Origin of the sequence: Rhodococcus sp. NPDC127527, assembly GCF_042672245.1 — a bacterium.
Lineage (GTDB): Bacteria > Actinomycetota > Actinomycetes > Mycobacteriales > Mycobacteriaceae > Rhodococcus_G.
Map to the genome: position 1 here is coordinate 1 of NZ_JBHXVP010000015.1, position 18,193 is coordinate 18,193.

Below are 18,193 nucleotides of genomic sequence, written 5' to 3' on the forward strand. Positions count from 1 at the left end.
CGGATCGGCCGGGAGGCGCAGGACGCGTTCGCGGCGGCCTCGCACCAGAACGCGGCGCGGGCCTGGAAGGACGGGCTCTTCGAGGCGGAGGTCGTGCCGGTGTCGATTCCGCAGCGCAGGGGCGAGCCGGTGGTGTTCGCGCAGGACGAGGGCATTCGGGCCGACACCACCGTCGAGTCGTTGGGCACGCTGCGTCCGGCGTTCAGCAGGGACGGCACCGTGACGGCGGGGTCGGCGTCGCAGATCTCCGACGGTGCCGCGGCGGTGGTGGTGATGAGCAAGGCCAAGGCGCAGGAGCTGGGTCTGAGTTGGATCGCGGAGATCGGTGCGCACGGTGTGGTCGCGGGCCCGGACTCGACGCTGCAGTCGCAGCCGGCGCGGGCGATCGCGAGGGCGTGCGAGCGCGAGGGCATCGATCCGAGGGATCTCGACCTGGTCGAGATCAACGAGGCGTTCGCGGCGGTCGGTATCGCGTCCACCAGGGAACTGGGCCTCGACGAGTCGAGGGTCAACGTCAACGGCGGCGCGATCGCGATCGGTCACCCGCTCGGCATGTCCGGCGCTCGGATCGCGCTGCACCTCGCGCTCGAGCTGGGCCGTCGTGGTGGTGGGGTCGGCGCGGCCGCACTGTGTGGTGGTGGTGGGCAGGGCGACGCGCTGATCATCCGGGTGCCGAAGTCGTGACCGACTCGAGCGACGGCCGCTTCGACGCCGGACTGGGCCTCCGCCGCGAGGTGATGGGTGACGACTTCGTGGACCGCGCGCTGACCCGTGACTTCGGCACCGACAGCGAAGCATTGCAACGGCACATCACCGAGACGGTGTGGGGATCGGTCTGGACCCGAGACGGACTGAGCCGACGCGACCGCAGCCTGCTGAATCTGGGCATGCTGACCGCCCTGCGTGCGGAATCGGAGTTGCGCGGGCACGTCCGCGGCGCCCTGCGGAACGGTCTGACCCGCGAGGAGATCAGCGAGGCGATCATCCACACGAGCGGATACTGCGGGGCGCCCGCGGCGCTGGCCGCGATGCGGGTCGTGCAGGAGGTCCTGACCGAGGAGTTGGGGCCGATGCAGGCCGACTGACCGACGCGGGTCGGCGATTCTCCGGCTCCCCGGACGGGGTGTTGGAGAATGGACCGCATGGGATCGCTACAGCCGCAGTGGGTGCCGACGGACGAGGACGTCGAGGGCGCCCGCATCACCGACTTCGCGTCGTGGGCCGAGGGCCGGTTCGGGGTCAGCGTGCCCGACTACCGCGCACTGTGGCAGTGGTCGATCGAGGACCTCGACGAGTTCTGGCTGGGGGTGTGGGAGTACTTCGAGGTGCAGTCGGCCACCCCGGTCGGGACGGCGCTGCAGGACGAGGTCATGCCGGGTGCGCAGTGGTTTCCCGGCGTCCGGACGAACTACGTGACGCAGGCGTTCCGGCACGAGACCCGGCACCGCCCGGCGATCCGGTACTCCGGCGAGGACCCCTCCACCGACACCGAGACGTCCTGGGCCGAACTGCGCCGCCAGGTCGGGGCGCTGGCAGCGACCCTCCGTACACACGGCGTCGGACCCGGTGACCGGGTGGTGGGGTACCTACCGAACGTCCCCGAGGCGGTGACCGCCTTCCTCGCCGTCGCGAGCATCGGCGCGATCTGGGCCGCGTGCGGGCAGGACTACTCCGCGCACGCGGCCCTCGACCGGCTCGGTCAGCTGGAGCCGACGGTGCTGATCGCCGCCGATGGCTACCGCTTCGGCGGTAAGGAGCACCCGCGTGACGCGGAGATCGAGCAACTGCGTGCCGGTCTGCCGAGTCTGACGCTGACGGTGCGCGTCGACCGACTCGGTCACGCGGCCGCGTCGACTCCGGGTATGACGATCTCCTGGGCGGAGGCGACCGCAGGGGACGCGCCGCTCGCGCCGGTCGACGTGGAGTTCGACCACCCCCTGTGGGTGGTGTTCTCCTCGGGTACCACCGGCCTGCCGAAGGGCATCGTGCACGGCCACGGCGGGGTGGTGCTCGAGCACCTCAAGTCGCTCGCGCTGCAGCTGGACGTCGGATCGACCGACACCTTGTTCTGGTACACCAGCCCGAGCTGGATGATGTGGAACTTCCAGGTCGCCGGGCTGCTGGTCGGCGCGACCGTCGTCTGCTACGACGGCAGTCCGTCCTATCCGTCCACCGATTCGCTGTGGGCTCTCGCTGCCCGGCACCGGGCCACCGTGCTCGGCACCAGCCCCGGCTACGTGCTGGCCTGTGCCAAGGCGGGCGTCGTCCCGCGCCGCGATCACGACCTCACGGCGTTGCGTGCGGTCGGGATCACCGGTTCCACCCTGCCCGCCTCGTCCTCGCTGTGGTTGGCGGAGAACGTCGGGACGGCGGTGGTGTCGATCAGCGGCGGCACCGATGTGGTGTCGGCGTTCGTCGGCGGCGCCCGGACGGTTCCGGTGTGGCCGGGTGAGTTGTCGGCGCCCTGCCTCGGCGTCGCGCTCGACAGCTACGACGAGTCCGGCAAGTCGGTGCGCGGGGAGGTCGGGGAGCTGGTGATCACCCGGCCGATGCCGTCGATGCCGGTGCGGTTCTGGAACGACCCGGGCGGGGCGCGGTACCACGACGCCTACTTCGACACCTATCCCGGCGTGTGGCGGCACGGGGACTGGATCACGATCACCGAGCGGGGCAGCGTCCTGGTGCACGGGCGTTCCGACTCGACACTGAACCGCAACGGCATCCGGATGGGTAGCGCCGACATCTACCAGGCAGTCGAGGGACTCGACGAGATCTCGGAGGCGCTGGTGATCGGCGCCGAGCAGCCGGACGGGGGCTACTGGATGCCGCTGTTCGTGGTGTTGGCCGAGGGTGCGGTCCTCGACGACGCGTTGCGGGAGCGGATCCGCTCGGTCATCCGAGAACAGGCCTCGCCGCGGCACGTGCCCGACGAGATCATCGCGGCGCCCGGAGTCCCGCACACGCGAACCGGCAAGAAGCTCGAGGTCCCGATCAAGCGGATGTTCCAGGGCGCGGACCCCGACAAGATCGTCGACCGGACCGCGATCGATGCGCCGGAACTCGTCGACTGGTACGCCGCCCAGAAGCGCTGACCTGGCCGGACCCCTATTGCATCGCATGCTGTAACGGAAATTTGTGAACTTGGCCACAATTTGCACGGCGCTCCAATACGCTGCAGCCAAGTCGGGCGGCGGCATCTGCCAGGACCGGGGGTGAGCGGGCAGTCGCAGCTCAACTCGGTCGAGCAGACCAAGGCGTCCGAGACCTAGCTGCGACATGCAAAGGACGCGCCGTGCATCTGAAGAAACTCGCCCCTGCGATCGCCACTCTCGCCACCGTGAGTCTGATCGTCGCCGGCTGTAGCGACGACAGCAATGCAGAGTCGACCGGGAATGCCGCCACAGGCGCCCCGATCAAGGTCGGGCAGATCGTGCCCATCGAGGCGCCGGGCCTCGCCGCCACCAGCTACGCCGCAGGCACGGTCGCCTCGGTCGATGCGTTCAACGCCCGGGGCGGTGTGAACGGGCGCCCGCTCGAACTGGTGCAGTGCGACTCCATGGGTGATCCGAACAAGGAGGTCGACTGCGCGAACAAGATGGTCTCCGAAGGGGTCGTCGCGACGCTCGCGGACTTCGCGCCGGCCAACAACGACGCGACGTCCCAGGTTCTGCTGACCGCCGGCATCCCCCGGATCGGGTTGAACCCGCTGAACATCGCCGACTTCACGGCGACGAACGTGTTCACACCGTTCTCCGGCTCGCTGCTCAACCTGTACGGGATGATCGACATGCTCGTGGCGCAGGGCAAGACCAAGCTCACCCTGATGCGCCCTGACGTGCCGGTCGCCGCGATGCTGACGCAGCTGCTCGGGCCCGCCGTACAGGCGAAGGGCGCGCAGATCGTCAACGACGTCGCCGTGGGCGCGAGCGCGACCGACTACACCCAGTTCATCGCCGCCGCCGAACGCAACGACGCGCAGGGCGTGATCATGGCGCTGGTCCCGGCCCAGTCCACCCAGATTGCGCAGTCGTTCGAGCAGATCGGATCCAAGCTGGCCTTCGCGCTGGGGTCCACCACGTTCTCTCAGGCCGACCTGCAGGACCTCGGCACCTTCGCCACTTCCTCGACGTACACCGGCCCGGTCCCCGCGCCGTCGTCGAGCACCGACACCTTCCCGGGAATCAAGGAGTTCCTGACGGACATGGAGCAGTCCGGCAAGAAGGATCTCGAGCGGAAGAACCTCGTCGGCGACGAGATGTTCCCGTGGTTGGCGGTCCGGGCCTTCGGCGAGGTGGCGAAGGGCCTCGGGGCGGGGATCAACACCAGCACCGTCATGCAGGGATTCGAGAACGCCAAGGACCTCGACATGGCCGGACTGGTCCCGGCCTGGACGCCGGGCGCGGTCGAGCCGTTCGGGATCTTCCAGCGGGTCTCGAACACGATGATGTACCGGATGAAGTTCGACGGTGACGTCGTGGTCACCGATCCGACGCAGTACGACCTGCGCACCCCCTGATTCGATCCCACCCTGGAGTCTGACGAATGACTGAGTTCCTGCAGTTCGCGATCCTCGGGCTGGGCGCGGGCTCCGCCTATGCGCTCCTGGCGCAAGGCATCGTGCTGGTCTACCGCGGCTCCGGGGTGGTGAACTTCGCCCAGGGCGCAATCGCAATGGTGGCGGCCTACGTCTGTCTGGAAACCCTTCAGCGCGACCATGACTGGGGTTTGCTGCCGGCCTTCCTGATAGCGGTTGTGGTGGCTGGACTGATCGGCCTGGCATTTCAGCTGCTGGTGTTGCGGTGGCTCACGAACGCCGCGCCGATCGTCCGGCTGGCCGCCACCCTCGGCCTGATGGTGATCCTGCAGGCGGGGGTGCAGCAGTACTACGGCGCCAAGTCGATCCGGGTGCGGACCTTCCTGCCCGACGACGCGTATCACTGGGGAGGTGTCGTTGTGCAGCAGGATCGGCTGATCCTGCTGGGCATCGCGGTGGTGTCGACGGTGGTGCTCTGGGCGATCACCCGGTTCACCCGGGTGGGCCTGGCCATCACCGCGGCTGCCGAGCACGAGCGTGCCGCTGCCGCGCTCGGTTGGTCCCCGCAGCGGCTGGCCGCGCTGACCTGGACCGTCGGCGGTGCGCTTGCCGGCGCGGCCGGAATCCTGGTGGCGCCGTTGACCGGACTCACTCCGTCGGCCTTCGTGGTGATCGTCACGGTGTCGGCACTTGCCGCGGCACTGCTCGGCGGTTTCCGCTCGTTCCCCCTCACCCTGCTCGGCGGCTTGCTGCTCGGCGTGGGCGAGAGCCTGGTCGTCCTGTACCAGGACGACCTGCGCGACCTGTTCGGTATGGAGACGCTCACCGGCATCAACCGGGCTGTGCCGTTCGCGGTGATCCTGGTGGTGCTGGTGGTGCGGGGGAAGGGGCTGCCGTTGCGCAGCCATGTCTCCGAGCGCCTGCCCCGGCTCGGCCCCGGCGAGATCCGTTGGGTGGGTATCGCACTCGCGGTGCTGGCGGCCGGAGGCGTGATCCTGGCCGGCGGCGACTGGCTGCGGTCGCTGATGCTCACGCTCGCCGCGGCGGTGTTCCTGCTCTCGATCGTGGTCCTGACCGGGTTTGCGGGCCAGCTCTCGCTCGCCCAGTACACCGTCGGTGGCCTGGGCGCGCTGTTCGCCGCGCGCCTCGTCGGCCAGGCCGGCTGGCCGCTCGTCCCCGCCGCGCTGGTGAGCGTGGTTGCAGTGGTCGCGATCGGGGTGCTGTTCGCGCTGCCGGCGCTGCGAACACGGGGGGTCAACCTGGCCGTGGTCACCCTGGGGCTCGGGTTCACGATCCAGGAGATGGTGTTCAACAACCCGACCCTCACCGGGGACAAGCTCGAGGGTTCGGTGAAGATCTCACAGCTGAGCCTGTTCGGGTTCGACGTGACGCCGTCCCGGTACCCCGAGCGGTGGGCTCTGCTGTGTCTCGTGGCCCTGGTCGTGTGCGGTCTGATGGTCGCGAACCTGCGGCGCTCGCGCACCGGCCGGCGGCTGATCGCGGTGCGCACCAACGAGCGCGCCGCGGCCTCACTCGGCATCAGCGTGTTTGCCGTCAAGATCTACGCCTTCGCGCTCGCGGCAGGGTTGGCCGCGGTGGCCGGCATCCTGCTCGGCCTGCGAAATTCCGCCGTCACCTATCTCGAGTTCAACGTGTTCGCCTCCATCAACGCCGTGGTCCAGACGGTGACCGGCGGGCTCGGGTTCGTGCTGGGCGGCATCATCGGTGCGGTGCTGGCGCCCGGGGCCCTGTTCAGTCGGCTGATGGCGAGCGGATCGAGCAGTGCGGCCCTGTCCATGATGCTCGGCGGCGTGATCCTCATCGTCATCCTGCTCACCAACCAGAACGGGATCGCGGACGTGGCCTCCCGCCTGGTTCGGGCGATCCCCGGGCTCCCGGCGCTTGCCGCGGTGCGGGCACGCGCCCGGGGCCGCGCTCAGGAACTCTCGGACGAGGTGCCGACCGGCTCGGTCGCCCCGACGCCCCTGTCGGTGCGCGGTCTGACGGTGCGGTTCGGCGGCGTCACGGCCGTCGACGGAGTCGACCTCGACATCGAGCCCGGCCAGGTGGTGGGTCTGATCGGGCCGAACGGGGCAGGCAAGACCACGGTGATCGACGCGATCACCGGATTCGTCAGCCCCGCGGAGGGACAGCTGACACTGGGTGATCAGGACATCAGCGCCTGGTCGACCGCGCGGCGGTCGAAGGGAGGCCTCCGTCGGTCCTTCCAGTCGCTCGAACTGTTCGAGGACATCACGGTCGGCGAGAACATCCACGCCGGAGCTGACGAGGCCACCTGGCGTACGTGGCTCACCGACCTGATCCGCCCGGGCCGCCATCCGCTCTCGCCGAGTGCATCGACGGTCGTGAGGGACTTCGAGCTCGAGAACGACCTGGACGCGTTGCCGGGCGAGCTGTCGTACGGTCGGCGCCGGCTGGTGGGCATCGCCCGCGCGGTCGCTTCCGCCCCGTCCGTGATCCTGCTCGACGAGCCGGCGGCCGGTCTGGACGACGCAGAGAGTCGCGAACTTGCAGTCGCCATCCGGCACCTTGCCGTGCAACGCGGGGCGGGTGTGCTCCTCATCGAACACGACATGGGCCTGGTGATGTCCACCTGCGATCGGATCGTGGTGCTCGAGGCCGGCCGGGTGATCGCGGCCGGCACGCCGGAGGAGATCGCCGCCAGCGCGGCGGTCCGCGACGCCTACCTGGGCACCGAAGACGACACAACGGAGGTAGCGCGTTGACCATCACGAGTGAGAAGACGGTGGCGTCCGAGGTCGTTCTCGAATGCCGCGGCTTGAGCGCGGGGTACGCGGGCGCCGTGGTCTGCCGCGACCTCGACCTCACGGTGAAGTCCGGGGAGGTGGTGGCACTCATCGGCGCCAACGGTGCCGGCAAGTCCACCACCATGCTCACCGTGGCAGGCGAACTGGCCCCGATCTCGGGCGAGGTGTCTGTGCTCGGCTCCGGGCGGCGCTCCTCGCTCTCGGCGCTGGCGCGGCGAGGCCTGAGCTACGTGACCGAGGAACGCTCGGTCATCATGGGCCTCACCGCGGCCGAGAACCTCAGACTCGCCGGAGTGTCGGCGGACGCCGCGTGCGAGGTCTTCCCCGAGTTGCGGGCCCTGCTCGGCCGGCCGGCCGGATTGTTGTCCGGTGGTGAACAGCAGATGCTCACCCTCGCCAGGGCCCTGGCCCGGAATCCCCGTCTGCTGTTGGCGGACGAACTGTCGCTGGGCTTGGCACCGCAGATCGTTCAGCGTCTGCTGGCCGTCGTTCGCGCTGCCGCGAACGAGCGCAACGTCGGTGTCTTGCTGGTCGAACAGCACGTGAGACAGGTGTTGACGGTTGCCGACCGGGTGTACGTGATGCGTCGTGGTCGGGTGATGCTGGAGGGCACGGCTGCCGAGATCGGTGCCGATCTCGACGCCGTCCAGCGGGCCTATCTGTCGGCCTCGGTTGACCCGGTGGACGGCGGGTAACTGGCAATTCGGTCAACTCTTGTACCGTTGGGGATTCGTCGGGCCAGGTCAGCGCGTGCCCGACTCGACTTCAGCGAGGGGTGGCAGTGGCAGCGGGTGCGAAATCATCGGTGGTCCGGGTGCCGAAGGCAGGCGAACTGGTCGCGGCCAGCTTGCGCAGGCGGATCATCACCGGGGAACTGGAGGTCGGCGACCCGCTGCCCAACGAGGCCACCCTCATGGAGCAGTTCGGGGTGTCGCGGCCGACCCTGCGTGAGGCCTTCCGGATCCTCGAGTCCGAGTCGATCATCACGGTCCTGCGCGGTGCCCACGGTGGGGCTCGGGTGCTCGCACCGGACGCCTCGGGTGCGGCCCGGTACACCGGATTGCTGCTGCAGTACCAGGGCGTCCCCCTGGTCGACGTCTACCGGGCGCGCGCCTCACTGGAGGTCACCGCGGTGGGGATGCTCGCGGCCGGACGCGAGGGAAACGAGCTGGACACCTTCGCCGGCCTGCTCGAGGCCGGCGAGGATCTCGTGGACGACCCGGCGGCGTTCGCGCGCCACGACGTCGACGTGCACCAGGCGCTGATCGACCTCGCGGGCAACCAGACGCTCGCGGTGCTGGCGGGCATGCTCGTGCACATCATCGATGCCCACAACGCCCTGTTCATCGCGGCGCACGGCGGGAACAGCGAACGTCTCGCCGCGCGCGCAGCGCACCGCGCCTACCTGAAGTTGCTCGGCCTGATGCGTGACGGCGACGCGACCGGCGCGCAGGAGTTCTGGCGCAAACATCTCGATGCGATCGAGAAATACATGATCGGGGACTCCGACACGACGCTCGTCGAGGTGCTGTCCTAGGGATCGTCGACCTCAGCCGGGGAGCGGGATCACCAGCGGCGGCAGGCCTGGGATCTCGACCCGAACCTGAGGTGGCGGTGCCGGCGGCGCAGGAGGCGCCACGACCACCGGAGCGGGCGGCGGCTCGGGTGCGGGCGGCGGCGCCGGCGGTGGTGGTGGTTCCGGCGCGACGGGGGGCGGCGGCGGGGGCGGCGCGACCGGTGCGCGCTGTGCGGCGACGATCGGCGGCGACTCCACTTGCGGCGCCGACTGCGTCGCCGAGGGCGGCGGGGCAGGTCGGACCGCCGGCTCGGGCGGTGCGTCGCCGACGGGCACCTGCATCAGTGCACCGGTGGACACGTCGACCACCGACAACTCCGTCATGACCGAGGCTGCGGGCCGCACCACCACGACTCGCGCGGGATCGAAGTCCGGCCAGGGCACGGCGCGCGGGTTCGGGTCTGCGGTCCCAGGGGACTGCAGCGGATTGCCGCGCGAGCATCGGACCCGGGGCATGCCGTGGTCGTCGACGAGCACGATGGTCCCGGCCTCCAGCACGGCCTGCGACGGATCGGCCTTCCCGTCGGCGTATCCGTAGCTCGTCACCCGGGTGTCGGCCCGAAGCAGCACCGGAGTCAGGCCGCGGACGAAGGTGGGCACGTCCTCGATGTCGAATGTCTGCGACCAGGCCGCGAGCTTGACCGGATCCTGTTGGAGTCCGTCGACCAGCTTCGCGCGGTCGCACAGCGGGCGGTCGAGGCTGCCGCCGTAGAGACCCGTTCGATCACCGGTTACGCGGACCGGGTCGCCGTCGGTCGGAAGGACGGTGTCCGGAGGGCCGGGCGGGACGAGCGTCGGAATCTGGGGCGGCAGGAGCTGTTCGGTCCAGGGCAGCGGATCGTCCGAGACGGCACTGCTGAGCTCTACCTTCTCCCGGGTCGATCCGTCGGTCGTGGAACACGCGAGAACTGTCGACAGTGCCATGGCAGTGGCGGCGACGCCGCCGCACACGCGCACCGCGGGGCTGCCCGGTACGCACCCGGTACGGGTGCGTGTGCCGGTGACGTCGCTTCGTCGGGCACCGCGCGCGGCCCGCCCGACCCTGCCGGTGGCCACGGACCCATCGTAGGGGTGGGCGCCGGGTCGTGTAGGTCTTTGCCGCTGTGCGGCCCGGTGCCGGTTACTGCGCGGGTGAGAGTTCGGCGGCGTCCGACTCGATCGTGACCGGTGCCGGCGGTGCCACCCGGCTGGGAATGAAGGACGCGACGAGCAGGGCGATCAGCGCGGCACCGGCGCCGATGAGGAAGGTCGTCACGAATGCCGCATGGGTGGGCACGTCGACCGGCCCGAGCGGCTTGGTCATGTTCGTCAGCACGACCGTCATGACGGCCGCGGAGAACGAGGTGCCCATCGACCGCATCAGCGAGTTCAGGCCGTTGGCCGCACCGGTTTCCTGCAGCGGCACCGCACCCATGATGAGGGCGGGCATGGCCGCGTAGGCGATGCCGATGCCGGCGCCGATGACGGTGGACACCAGCGCGATCTGCCAGATGGCGCTCATCGCGACCGCGCCGATCAGGTAGCCCGCGGCGATGACGACCGTGCCGACCATCAGCGTGATGCGCGGGCCGTAGCGTCCGGTGATTCGGGCGGACACGGGCGAGAGCAACATCATCACGATCCCCGCAGGGGCCATGCACAGGCCGGCGACGACCATCGACTGCCCGAGGCCGTAGCCGGTTTCGGGCGGCGACTGGAGCAGTTGCGGCACCGTCAACGACGTTGCGTACATGGCGAACCCGGTCAGGACCGAGGCGAGGTTGGTCAGCAGGACGGTCGGCGATGCGGAGGTACGCAGGTCGACCAGCGGTTCGTCGGTGCGCAGTTCGATCGCGCCCCACGCGACGAAGACCACCACGGACGTTGCGAGGAGGCCGAGCGTGAGGGGGGAGGTCCAGCCCCACTGTGCGCCCTTGGTGAGCGGCATCAGAAGCGAGACCAGGCCGACCGCGAGTCCGACCGCGCCGACGTAGTCGAATCGTCCGGGCGTGCGGACCGACGACTCCGGGAGGATCACCGCGAGTGCAACGGCGGCGATCGCACCGAGACCGGCCGCGGTCCAGAACAGCACGTGCCAGTTGTAGTTCTGGGCGGTCCAGGCCGCGAGCGGCATGCCGACGGCGCCGCCCACGCCCATCGTCGCGCTCATCACGGAGATGGCGCTCGCGATCCGCTCGCGGGGCAATTCGTCGCGCAGGATGCTGATCCCGAGCGGGATCACACCGGTGGCCGCGCCCTGCAGGATGCGGCCGATGACGACCGGCGTCATCGTGCTGCTGAGCGCACACACGACCGAGCCTGCCACCAGCAGACCCATGGAGATCAGGATCATCCGGCGCTTGCCGAACATGTCGCCGAGTCGGCCCGCGACCGGGGTCACGACCGCCGCCGCCAGCAGCGTCGCGGTGACCACCCAGGAGGCGGTGGACGCGGAGGTGTGCAGGAGGTCGGGGAGCGCGTGAATGAGCGGGACCACGAGGGTCTGCATCAACGACACCACGATGCCGGTGAAGGCGAGGGTCGGGAGGACGAGGCGCTGGGTGCGCAGGTTGTTCACAAATGTGCAACGTACACATTGTGTGTACCATGCACAACATTCGGGGGGCGGCCACGAGCACCGGAGACGCAGGGTGATGCAAAAATGACCGTGATGGAATCCGACAAGAAGGACACCCCGGTACCGGCCGACACGAGCCGTCGACTCGAGCGCGAGATCAGCCTGTTGGCTCGGCACACGGCGTTGGCCAACAAGAACCGGGTCGCCGGTCAGGACCTGGACCGCTCGGCCTACCTGTTGCTCAGCAGGCTCGAACTCAGTGAGCCGATGACCCTCAAGGATCTGGCCGACGCCTTCGGGCTCGACGTGTCGACGGTGAACAGGCAGACCGCGGCGCTGCTCCGGCAGGGCCTCGCGGAGCGGATCGCCGACCCCGACGGCGGTACGGCTCGCAAGCTTCGTCCCACGGCCGAGGGGCTGCGGATGTTGCGGTCGGACCGGCAGCGGACCATCACCGGGATCGACGCACTCGTCACGGACTGGGATGAGCAGGACCGCCGGAGCCTCGTCGCACTGCTGCGCCGGATGAACGAGGAGATCGAGCGTCGTCAGGGCCTGAGCTGGCCGCGGGACTGACCGAACGTCGACGGTCCACCACGCGCCGCGCGCGTGGTGGACCGTCCTCGTGTCGGCGAGTGCTCATCCCATCGAACGAGACGGCGCCGGCGCCCGGGAGCCCCAGTCGTTCACCACTGGCTTGACCCGCTTCCAGGTTCCGTCGGACTGGCAGGTCTGGTAGCTCCCGTCCGGGTAGTAGACCTTGGCGCCGACGCTGTAGTCCTTGCCGCCGGAGACACACACGGTGGTCTGGGTTCCGTCGGGGGCGGTGCGGATTTCCGCATGCGCGGCGGCGGCCTGTGCGCCCAGGAGTCCGGCGGCGACGAGAGTCGAGGCGGCGAGCGTCTTCAGGGTTCGGGAGATCATCGTGGTGTCCTTCGGTTGGTGGGGTTCGTCCAGGTGGACTGCCTACAACGATCGGCGACGATCGCCCCCGTCAGAAGTCCCCCTAGGGGGGTGAAAACAAGCCACTTGACCGGATTTCACCGCACATGCTTGTACGGTGCAGTCGACCTTGAATCGACGAGTATGTGGGAGAACTGCGGATGGGCATCAACGAAGGACGCGTCGTCGTCGTGACCGGCGCTGCGGGTGGCATCGGACGGGAGCACGCACTCGAATTCGCAAGGCAGGGTGCGAAGGTCGTGGTCAACGACCTCGGTCCCGCCGAGGCGGTCGTCGAGGAGATCAAGGCCCTCGGCGGCGACGCCGTCGCGAACAAGGACGACATCTCGGACTTCGAGGGCGCAGGCCGCCTGGTTCGCACCGCGATCGACACCTTCGGCACGCTCAACGTCCTGGTCAACAACGCGGGCATTCTCCGCGACAAGATGTTCGTGAACATGACCGTCGACCAGTGGGACGACATCATGCGGGTACACCTGCGCGGCACCTTTGCGCCCTCGCAGCACGCTGCCGCGTACTGGCGGGAGCAGCACAAGGCCGGCACCCCGGTCGCGCATCCCCGGATCATCAACACCTCCTCGCCGTCAGGTCTGTACGGCAATGTGGGGCAGACGAACTACGGTGCGGCGAAGGCGGGCATCGCGGCGTTCACGGTGATCCTCGCGGACGAGTTGGCTCGGCTGGGTGTGACCGTCAACGCCATCGCGCCCACGGCGCTGACCCAGATGACCTCGGGGCTGGAAGGTTTCGTGGCAGCCGCGGAAGCGGAGAAGGCGCGAACGGGATTCGACGCCGCGGCGCCGGGCAACATCTCGCCGACCGTGGTCTGGCTCGGGTCCCCGGAGTCGGACGGCATCACCGGCCGCATCTTCAACGTGCACGGCGGCTCGATCAGCGTCGCGGAGACGTGGGTTGCGGGCCCGGGCGTGTCGAAGGACGCGCGGTGGGATCCGGCGGAGTTGGGGGAGGTCATTCCCGCCCTCGTCGCGCAGGCTCGCCCGAACTCCGACATGGCCGGTAACCCTCGCTCCTAACCGATCGCCATCCATTGAATGGGGGTTCAGCGGTCACTTTCTCGCGAAAGATGACCACTGAATCCCCATTCAGCGTGTCTGGCCCAGCAGGTCGAGTGCGAAGTCCGAGTACTCTGCGGCGATCTGCTCGGGCGTGGACGGCCCTCCGGCACGGAACCACTGCGGCAGCGACGTGCACATTGTCGCGATCGCCCGCCCCGCGTCGCGCGGGTGCGCCGTTGTGAGGCGGCCGGAGGTGACCGCGGCGTCGATCTCGGCATCGAGTAGGTACTGAATCTGATTGCGTGAGTCCGCGATTCGTACTCGGTTCGCGGGCTCGAGGCTGCGCATCTCGCTGGCGCCGATGAAGGCCAGGGACCGCCGGTGGGTGTGGAAGAGGGCGAGTGCCGCCACGATCAGCCCGACCCGGTCGACCGCGGTCGCGCCCTCGTCGCGTGCGGCACGCACGCGCCAGTGCAGTTCGCTCATGGTCAGGTCGAGGGCACGAACCAGCAGATCCTGCTTGTCCCGGTAGTGGTGGTAGACGCCGGGAACGCTCATGCCTGCGCGTTCGGCGATCGAGCGCATGGTCGCGCCGTGGTAGCCGGTGTCGACGAACGCGTCGATGGCAGCGGCCAGCACCGGGTCGATGTGGAGTGCGGAGAACTCGCGCCAGTGTCCTTCCGGGGGTTGGGGTGCCGTCCCTACCGGTGGCTCGCTGCGATTCGTACGTGGGCGGGTGGTGTGCGCGGGTGCCGGATCGGGGTCGAGCAGCCGCGCGGCCGTCGTGCCGAGGGCGGTGGCGAGGGCGTCGAGTCGCTGCACCGACATTCCGGTCTTGCCGTTCTCGATCGCGCTGAGTGTGCCGGGGCTGATCGACAGTCGCCGGGCCACCTCGCGCAGGCTCAGCCCGGTCGCGATGCGTGCTTGCCGGACCGATTGGGCCGCCGGTGATGGTTCGCTCATTCCCGCCTCCAGTGCCAGTGTTCAGAAATACTGAACATTCTTACCATAGGTGAGACGAATTGCTTTGACACAAGGCGCTCTATATGCAATTCTCGGCGGGAACCGTGGCCGAGCGATCGTTCGGCACGAAGTCCGACGCGAGGAGTTGCCGTGGCGATCGACCTGAGCTGTTCACCCGAGGTCGTGGCGTTGGCCGAACGGACGCGCGCGTTCGTCCGCGACGTGGTGCTCCCGGTGGAGGACGAGCACGGCGGCGACATCACCGCGGCGGGCGGTGACGAGCTGCGGGTGCGGTTGCAGCAGGCCGCGAAGGAGGCCGGCGTGTTCGCACCGCACGCGCCGGTCGAGTTCGGCGGGCACGGGCTGAACATGTCCGAGCGGGCACCGGTGTTCGAGGAAGCCGGCTACTCGCTGTTCGGGCCGGCCGCGACGAACATCGCCGCGCCCGACGAGGGCAACGTGCACATGCTCGCGCACATCGCCGACCCGGATCAGAAGCAGCAGTACCTCGCCCCGCTCGCGCGCGGCGACGTCCGCTCGGCCTTCGCGATGACCGAACCGGCGCCGGGCGCGGGATCCGATCCGTCGGCGCTGACCACCAGGGCGGTGCGGGCAGACGGCGGCTGGCGGATCAACGGTCACAAGTGGTTCATCACGGGAGCCGACGGCGCGGGCTTCTTCATCATCATGGCGCGCACGGCGGGCGAACCGGGCGACCGCGGCGGGGCCACGATGTTCCTCGCGCCCGCGGATGCTCCCGGACTGCGGGTCGGCAGGCACATCGACACCCTCGACCGCGCGATGATCGGTGGTCACTGTGAGGTCTACTTCGAGGACCTGCTCGTGCCGGACTCGGCGGTGCTCGGTGAGGTGGACCGCGGATTCGACTACGCCCAGGTGCGTCTCGGCCCGGCCCGGATGACGCACGTGATGCGCTGGCTCGGTGCAGCGCGGCGCGGACACGACGTGGCGGTCGCGCGGGTCGCGGAACGCGAGGGGTTCGGTAGCCGCCTCGGCGATCTCGGCATGGTCCAGAAGATGGTGGCAGACAACGAGATCGACATCGCGGCGACCCGCGCACTGCTGGTGCGCGCCTGCTGGGAGCTCGATCGTGGCGAGCCGGCCTCCAATGCGACCGCCATCGCGAAGACCTTCGGGGCGGAGGCGATCTTCCGGATCGTGGACCGCAGCATCCAGATGTGTGGCGGGATGGGCGTTTCCGGAGACCTTCCCCTGGCGCGTCTGTCTCGGGAGGTTCGGCCCTTCCGTGTGTACGACGGCCCGTCCGAGGTGCACCGCTGGGCGATCGCCAAGCGGGTGGTCGGCGCTGCAAAGCGAGAGTTGGCGCAGCGATGACGCGCTTGCCGGGAATGGACGTCGACGCGTTGCGGACGTTCCTCGACTCGCAGGGCATCGACGTTTGCGGGGACTTGCGGGTCGAGTTGATCAGCGGCGGACGTTCGAATCTGACGTTCAAGGCGTACGACGACGAGAACACGTGGATCGTCCGACGCCCTCCGGTCAGTGGGCTGACCCCGTCCGCGCACGACATGGCGCGTGAGTACACCGTCGCCGAGGGACTGCAGGGGACCGGCGTGCCGGTCGCGCGCACCGTCGCATTCGACGAGCAGGGACGAGCGCTGGGTGCGCCGATGACGGTCGTCGAGTTCGTGGACGGTCGCGTGTTACGCGACGCTGCAGACCTCTCCGTTCTGACCGACGCGCAGGTCCGGGCGAGCGCGCACGCGCTGGTCCGAGTGCTCGCGGACCTGCACGATGTGGACTACGAGGAGGTCGGACTCGGAACCTTCGGCCGCCCGGAGGGATTCGTCGCCCGGCAGGTGAAGCTGTGGGCCGGACAGTGGGATCGGGTCAAGACCCGGGACCTGCCCGACGTCGCGGCGCTGCACGCCGCGCTCGCCGGGTCGATTCCGCAGTCCGCGGCGGCCTCGATCGTGCACGGCGACTTCCGCATCGACAACACGATTCTCGATGCCGCCGATCCGACGGTGGTGCGCGCGGTCGTCGACTGGGAGCTGTCCACTCTCGGCGATCCGCTGACCGACGTCGCGCTCATGTGCGTGTACCGGTCGCCGGTGTTCGATCTGGTGCTCGGCATGGATGCGGCGTGGACGAGCACCCGGCTGCCCTCGGCGGACGAGTTGGCGCAGGCGTACGCCACCGCCTCCGGTCGGGACCTGGGGGACTGGAACTTCTACCTCGCCCTCGCCAACTTCAAGCTCGGCGTGATCGGCGAGGGCATCACCCACCGGGCCCTGCAGGGCTCGAGCGCGGGCAGCGGCGCCGAACGGGCGGCCGAGGCGACCCCCGAGTTCATGGCCGCAGGGCTGCGTGCGATCAAGGGGGTCTCGTGACGAGTTCGTCGATCGGGAAGTCCGCGCTGGTCACCGGTGCGTCGCGCGGTATCGGCCTCGGTATCGCGACCAGGCTGGCCGCGCTCGGCTACTCGTTGACGGTGAGCGCACGGGACGAGGCGCGGCTCGACGCGACTGCGGCGGCCCTGCGCGCCGCGGGCGCGCCGGAGGTGAACGCGGTCGCGGGCGAACTGTCCGACGACCGGTGCCTCGCCCGGCTCACGGAGTCGCACGAGGAACGGTTCGGAGCGATGTCGGCCCTCGTGCTCAACGCAGGCGTTGGGACCGCGGGCACGGTCGCCGAGTTCCCGATGCGTCGCTTCGACAAGACCCTCGACGTGAACCTGCGCGCGCCGTTCCAGCTCTTGCAGCAGAGCCTGCCCTTGCTGCGGCGCGGCGCTGCCGCTGATCCGGGTCGAGGTGCGAAGGTGATCGCGCTCGCCTCGATCACCGGGGTCTACGCCGAGCACGGGCTGGCGGTCTACGGGGCGACCAAGGCGGCGCTGATCTCGCTCGTGCAGACGCTCAACGCCGAGGAGTCGGGCAACGGGGTCTGCGCGACCGCGATCTCGCCGGCGTACGTCGATACCGACATGAGCGCCTGGAAGCACGGCCAGATCGCCCCCGAGCAGATGCTCGCGGTCGGCGACGTCGTCGAGATGGCCGATTCCCTGCTGAGGTTGTCCGCACGAGCGGTGGTCCCGAACATCGTGATGACCCGTTCCGGCACCGACGGGTTGCGGGCCTGAGTCAGGCATAGCAGACCGGGTTGCTCGCCAGCAAACCGAGCGGTCTCGTGAGACTACTTCACGGACTGTGATCAGATCACAATCTTCCTGTGATCAACGCCTAATCCGATGCCATCACTCATTCGTGGCCTCTGACCTGCGTCAATGCTGCCCGATTCGGATTCCGGCGATTCGGTCGAGGGCGAGCGGCGTTGGGCGATCGTCTCGAACTTGGACGCTTGTCAACCGAATGTTCAAAAGGCTTCGAACGTGACCGGCAACACGGTAAGTTGCCTCCTGCGGTCGTAGGCGTCCTGCCTCGTCCGCGGTCGGGACGCCGTCGGTTGGGCGGTGTGATGTTCTTCGGGAGGGCGATCTGTGAGTACACAATGGATCGACGATGATCGCACGCAGGTTCCCGCTGCGGAGTCGATGACGCAGTTACCGCGGCGCCGGCAGGACCTGGCCTCGCGCAGGGTATGTGTGGTACGTGACGACGTCCTCATGACCTGCCGATAGACCGCGCGCCCGTTGGCGCGCCCACTTCCCGCTGCGAAAATGCGGATTCCTAATGACGAAATCTGTCAACGGCCCACCGTGCCCGTCGTAGCCCTTGGTGCTCTCGTTACGACGGCCATCGGGTCTGGTTGTTCACCGGGACGACTGTGTTGTTCCAGAAAAAGGGGTATGAG

General features: G+C 69.0%; 16 protein-coding genes. 12 read left to right on the plus strand and 4 right to left on the minus strand.

Going from position 1 to position 18,193, the window contains the following annotated elements; genetic code table 11:
- From ACFVH2_RS21280 to ACFVH2_RS21310, 7 genes are all read left to right on the plus strand, one after another.
- On the plus strand, window positions 1-684 hold a 684-nt coding region (locus ACFVH2_RS21280), incomplete at its 5' end, for an acetyl-CoA C-acyltransferase (RefSeq protein ID WP_378426145.1).
- A 53-nt stretch (window positions 685-737) separates the two neighbouring features.
- Window positions 738-1,085, plus strand: coding sequence for a carboxymuconolactone decarboxylase family protein (locus tag ACFVH2_RS21285; RefSeq protein WP_378426239.1), 348 nt, complete (start codon window positions 738-740; stop codon window positions 1,083-1,085).
- A gap of 57 nt (window positions 1,086-1,142) precedes the next feature.
- Window positions 1,143-3,092 carry an acetoacetate--CoA ligase gene (locus ACFVH2_RS21290; RefSeq protein ID WP_378426147.1) on the plus strand — a complete coding sequence of 650 codons (1,950 nt, stop codon included), beginning with the start codon at window positions 1,143-1,145 and terminating at the stop codon, window positions 3,090-3,092.
- Window positions 3,093-3,292: 200 nt separating this feature from the next.
- Complete coding sequence (locus ACFVH2_RS21295) at window positions 3,293-4,516, plus strand: ABC transporter substrate-binding protein (RefSeq protein WP_378426149.1); 1,224 nt, start codon at window positions 3,293-3,295, stop codon at window positions 4,514-4,516.
- A gap of 26 nt (window positions 4,517-4,542) precedes the next feature.
- Window positions 4,543-7,281, plus strand: a complete 2,739-nt coding sequence (locus ACFVH2_RS21300; protein WP_378426151.1) for an ATP-binding cassette domain-containing protein — start codon at window positions 4,543-4,545, stop codon at window positions 7,279-7,281.
- The gene (locus ACFVH2_RS21305) at window positions 7,278-8,018 is read left to right on the plus strand and encodes an ABC transporter ATP-binding protein (RefSeq protein WP_378426153.1); all 741 of its coding nucleotides are present in this window, start codon (window positions 7,278-7,280) and stop codon (window positions 8,016-8,018) included. Before ACFVH2_RS21300 ends, ACFVH2_RS21305 begins: the two co-directional genes overlap by 4 nt.
- Before the next feature lie 86 nt (window positions 8,019-8,104).
- Window positions 8,105-8,860, plus strand: a complete 756-nt coding sequence (locus tag ACFVH2_RS21310) for a FadR/GntR family transcriptional regulator (RefSeq protein ID WP_378426155.1) — start codon at window positions 8,105-8,107, stop codon at window positions 8,858-8,860.
- Between the two features lie 12 nt (window positions 8,861-8,872).
- Here the strand turns inward: ACFVH2_RS21310 and ACFVH2_RS21315 are convergent, their stop codons facing one another.
- Together ACFVH2_RS21315 and ACFVH2_RS21320 are read right to left on the minus strand one after the other, a co-directional pair.
- Complete coding sequence (locus tag ACFVH2_RS21315; RefSeq protein ID WP_378426157.1) at window positions 8,873-9,955, minus strand: DUF6777 domain-containing protein; 1,083 nt, start codon at window positions 9,953-9,955, stop codon at window positions 8,873-8,875.
- 64 nt (window positions 9,956-10,019) lie between these two features.
- The gene (locus ACFVH2_RS21320; RefSeq protein WP_378426159.1) at window positions 10,020-11,456 is read right to left on the minus strand and encodes an MFS transporter; all 1,437 of its coding nucleotides are present in this window, start codon (window positions 11,454-11,456) and stop codon (window positions 10,020-10,022) included.
- Between the two features lie 84 nt (window positions 11,457-11,540).
- Here ACFVH2_RS21320 and ACFVH2_RS21325 point away from each other — a divergent pair, with 84 nt between their 5' ends.
- Window positions 11,541-12,032, plus strand: coding sequence for a MarR family winged helix-turn-helix transcriptional regulator (locus tag ACFVH2_RS21325; protein ID WP_378426161.1), 492 nt, complete (start codon window positions 11,541-11,543; stop codon window positions 12,030-12,032).
- 63 nt (window positions 12,033-12,095) lie between these two features.
- On the opposite strand, the gene ACFVH2_RS21330 is transcribed toward ACFVH2_RS21325, so the two are convergent.
- Entirely contained in the window at window positions 12,096-12,380 is a 285-nt protein-coding gene (locus ACFVH2_RS21330) for a hypothetical protein (RefSeq protein WP_378426163.1), read from the minus strand.
- Window positions 12,381-12,559: 179 nt separating this feature from the next.
- Between ACFVH2_RS21330 and ACFVH2_RS21335 the strand changes: the two genes are divergently transcribed.
- Complete coding sequence (locus ACFVH2_RS21335; protein ID WP_378426165.1) at window positions 12,560-13,453, plus strand: SDR family oxidoreductase; 894 nt, start codon at window positions 12,560-12,562, stop codon at window positions 13,451-13,453.
- Between the two features lie 69 nt (window positions 13,454-13,522).
- Here ACFVH2_RS21335 and ACFVH2_RS21340 read toward each other — a convergent pair whose 3' ends face one another.
- The gene (locus tag ACFVH2_RS21340) at window positions 13,523-14,398 is read right to left on the minus strand and encodes a TetR family transcriptional regulator (RefSeq protein ID WP_378426167.1); all 876 of its coding nucleotides are present in this window, start codon (window positions 14,396-14,398) and stop codon (window positions 13,523-13,525) included.
- A gap of 150 nt (window positions 14,399-14,548) precedes the next feature.
- Between ACFVH2_RS21340 and ACFVH2_RS21345 the strand changes: the two genes are divergently transcribed.
- The 3 genes from ACFVH2_RS21345 to ACFVH2_RS21355 are packed head-to-tail and all read left to right on the plus strand — an operon-like array spanning window position 14,549 to window position 17,522.
- A complete protein-coding gene (locus tag ACFVH2_RS21345; RefSeq protein ID WP_378426169.1) occupies window positions 14,549-15,754 on the plus strand; it encodes an acyl-CoA dehydrogenase family protein in 1,206 nt (401 codons plus the stop codon).
- Window positions 15,751-16,773 (plus strand): phosphotransferase family protein, encoded by a 1,023-nt coding sequence (locus ACFVH2_RS21350; protein ID WP_378426171.1) that lies wholly within the window; start codon window positions 15,751-15,753, stop codon window positions 16,771-16,773. Before ACFVH2_RS21345 ends, ACFVH2_RS21350 begins: the two co-directional genes overlap by 4 nt.
- An 11-nt stretch (window positions 16,774-16,784) precedes the next feature.
- Window positions 16,785-17,522: an SDR family oxidoreductase gene (locus ACFVH2_RS21355; protein WP_378426241.1), complete on the plus strand. Its 738-nt coding sequence runs from the start codon at window positions 16,785-16,787 to the stop codon at window positions 17,520-17,522.
- Window positions 17,523-18,193 lie beyond the last annotated feature (671 nt).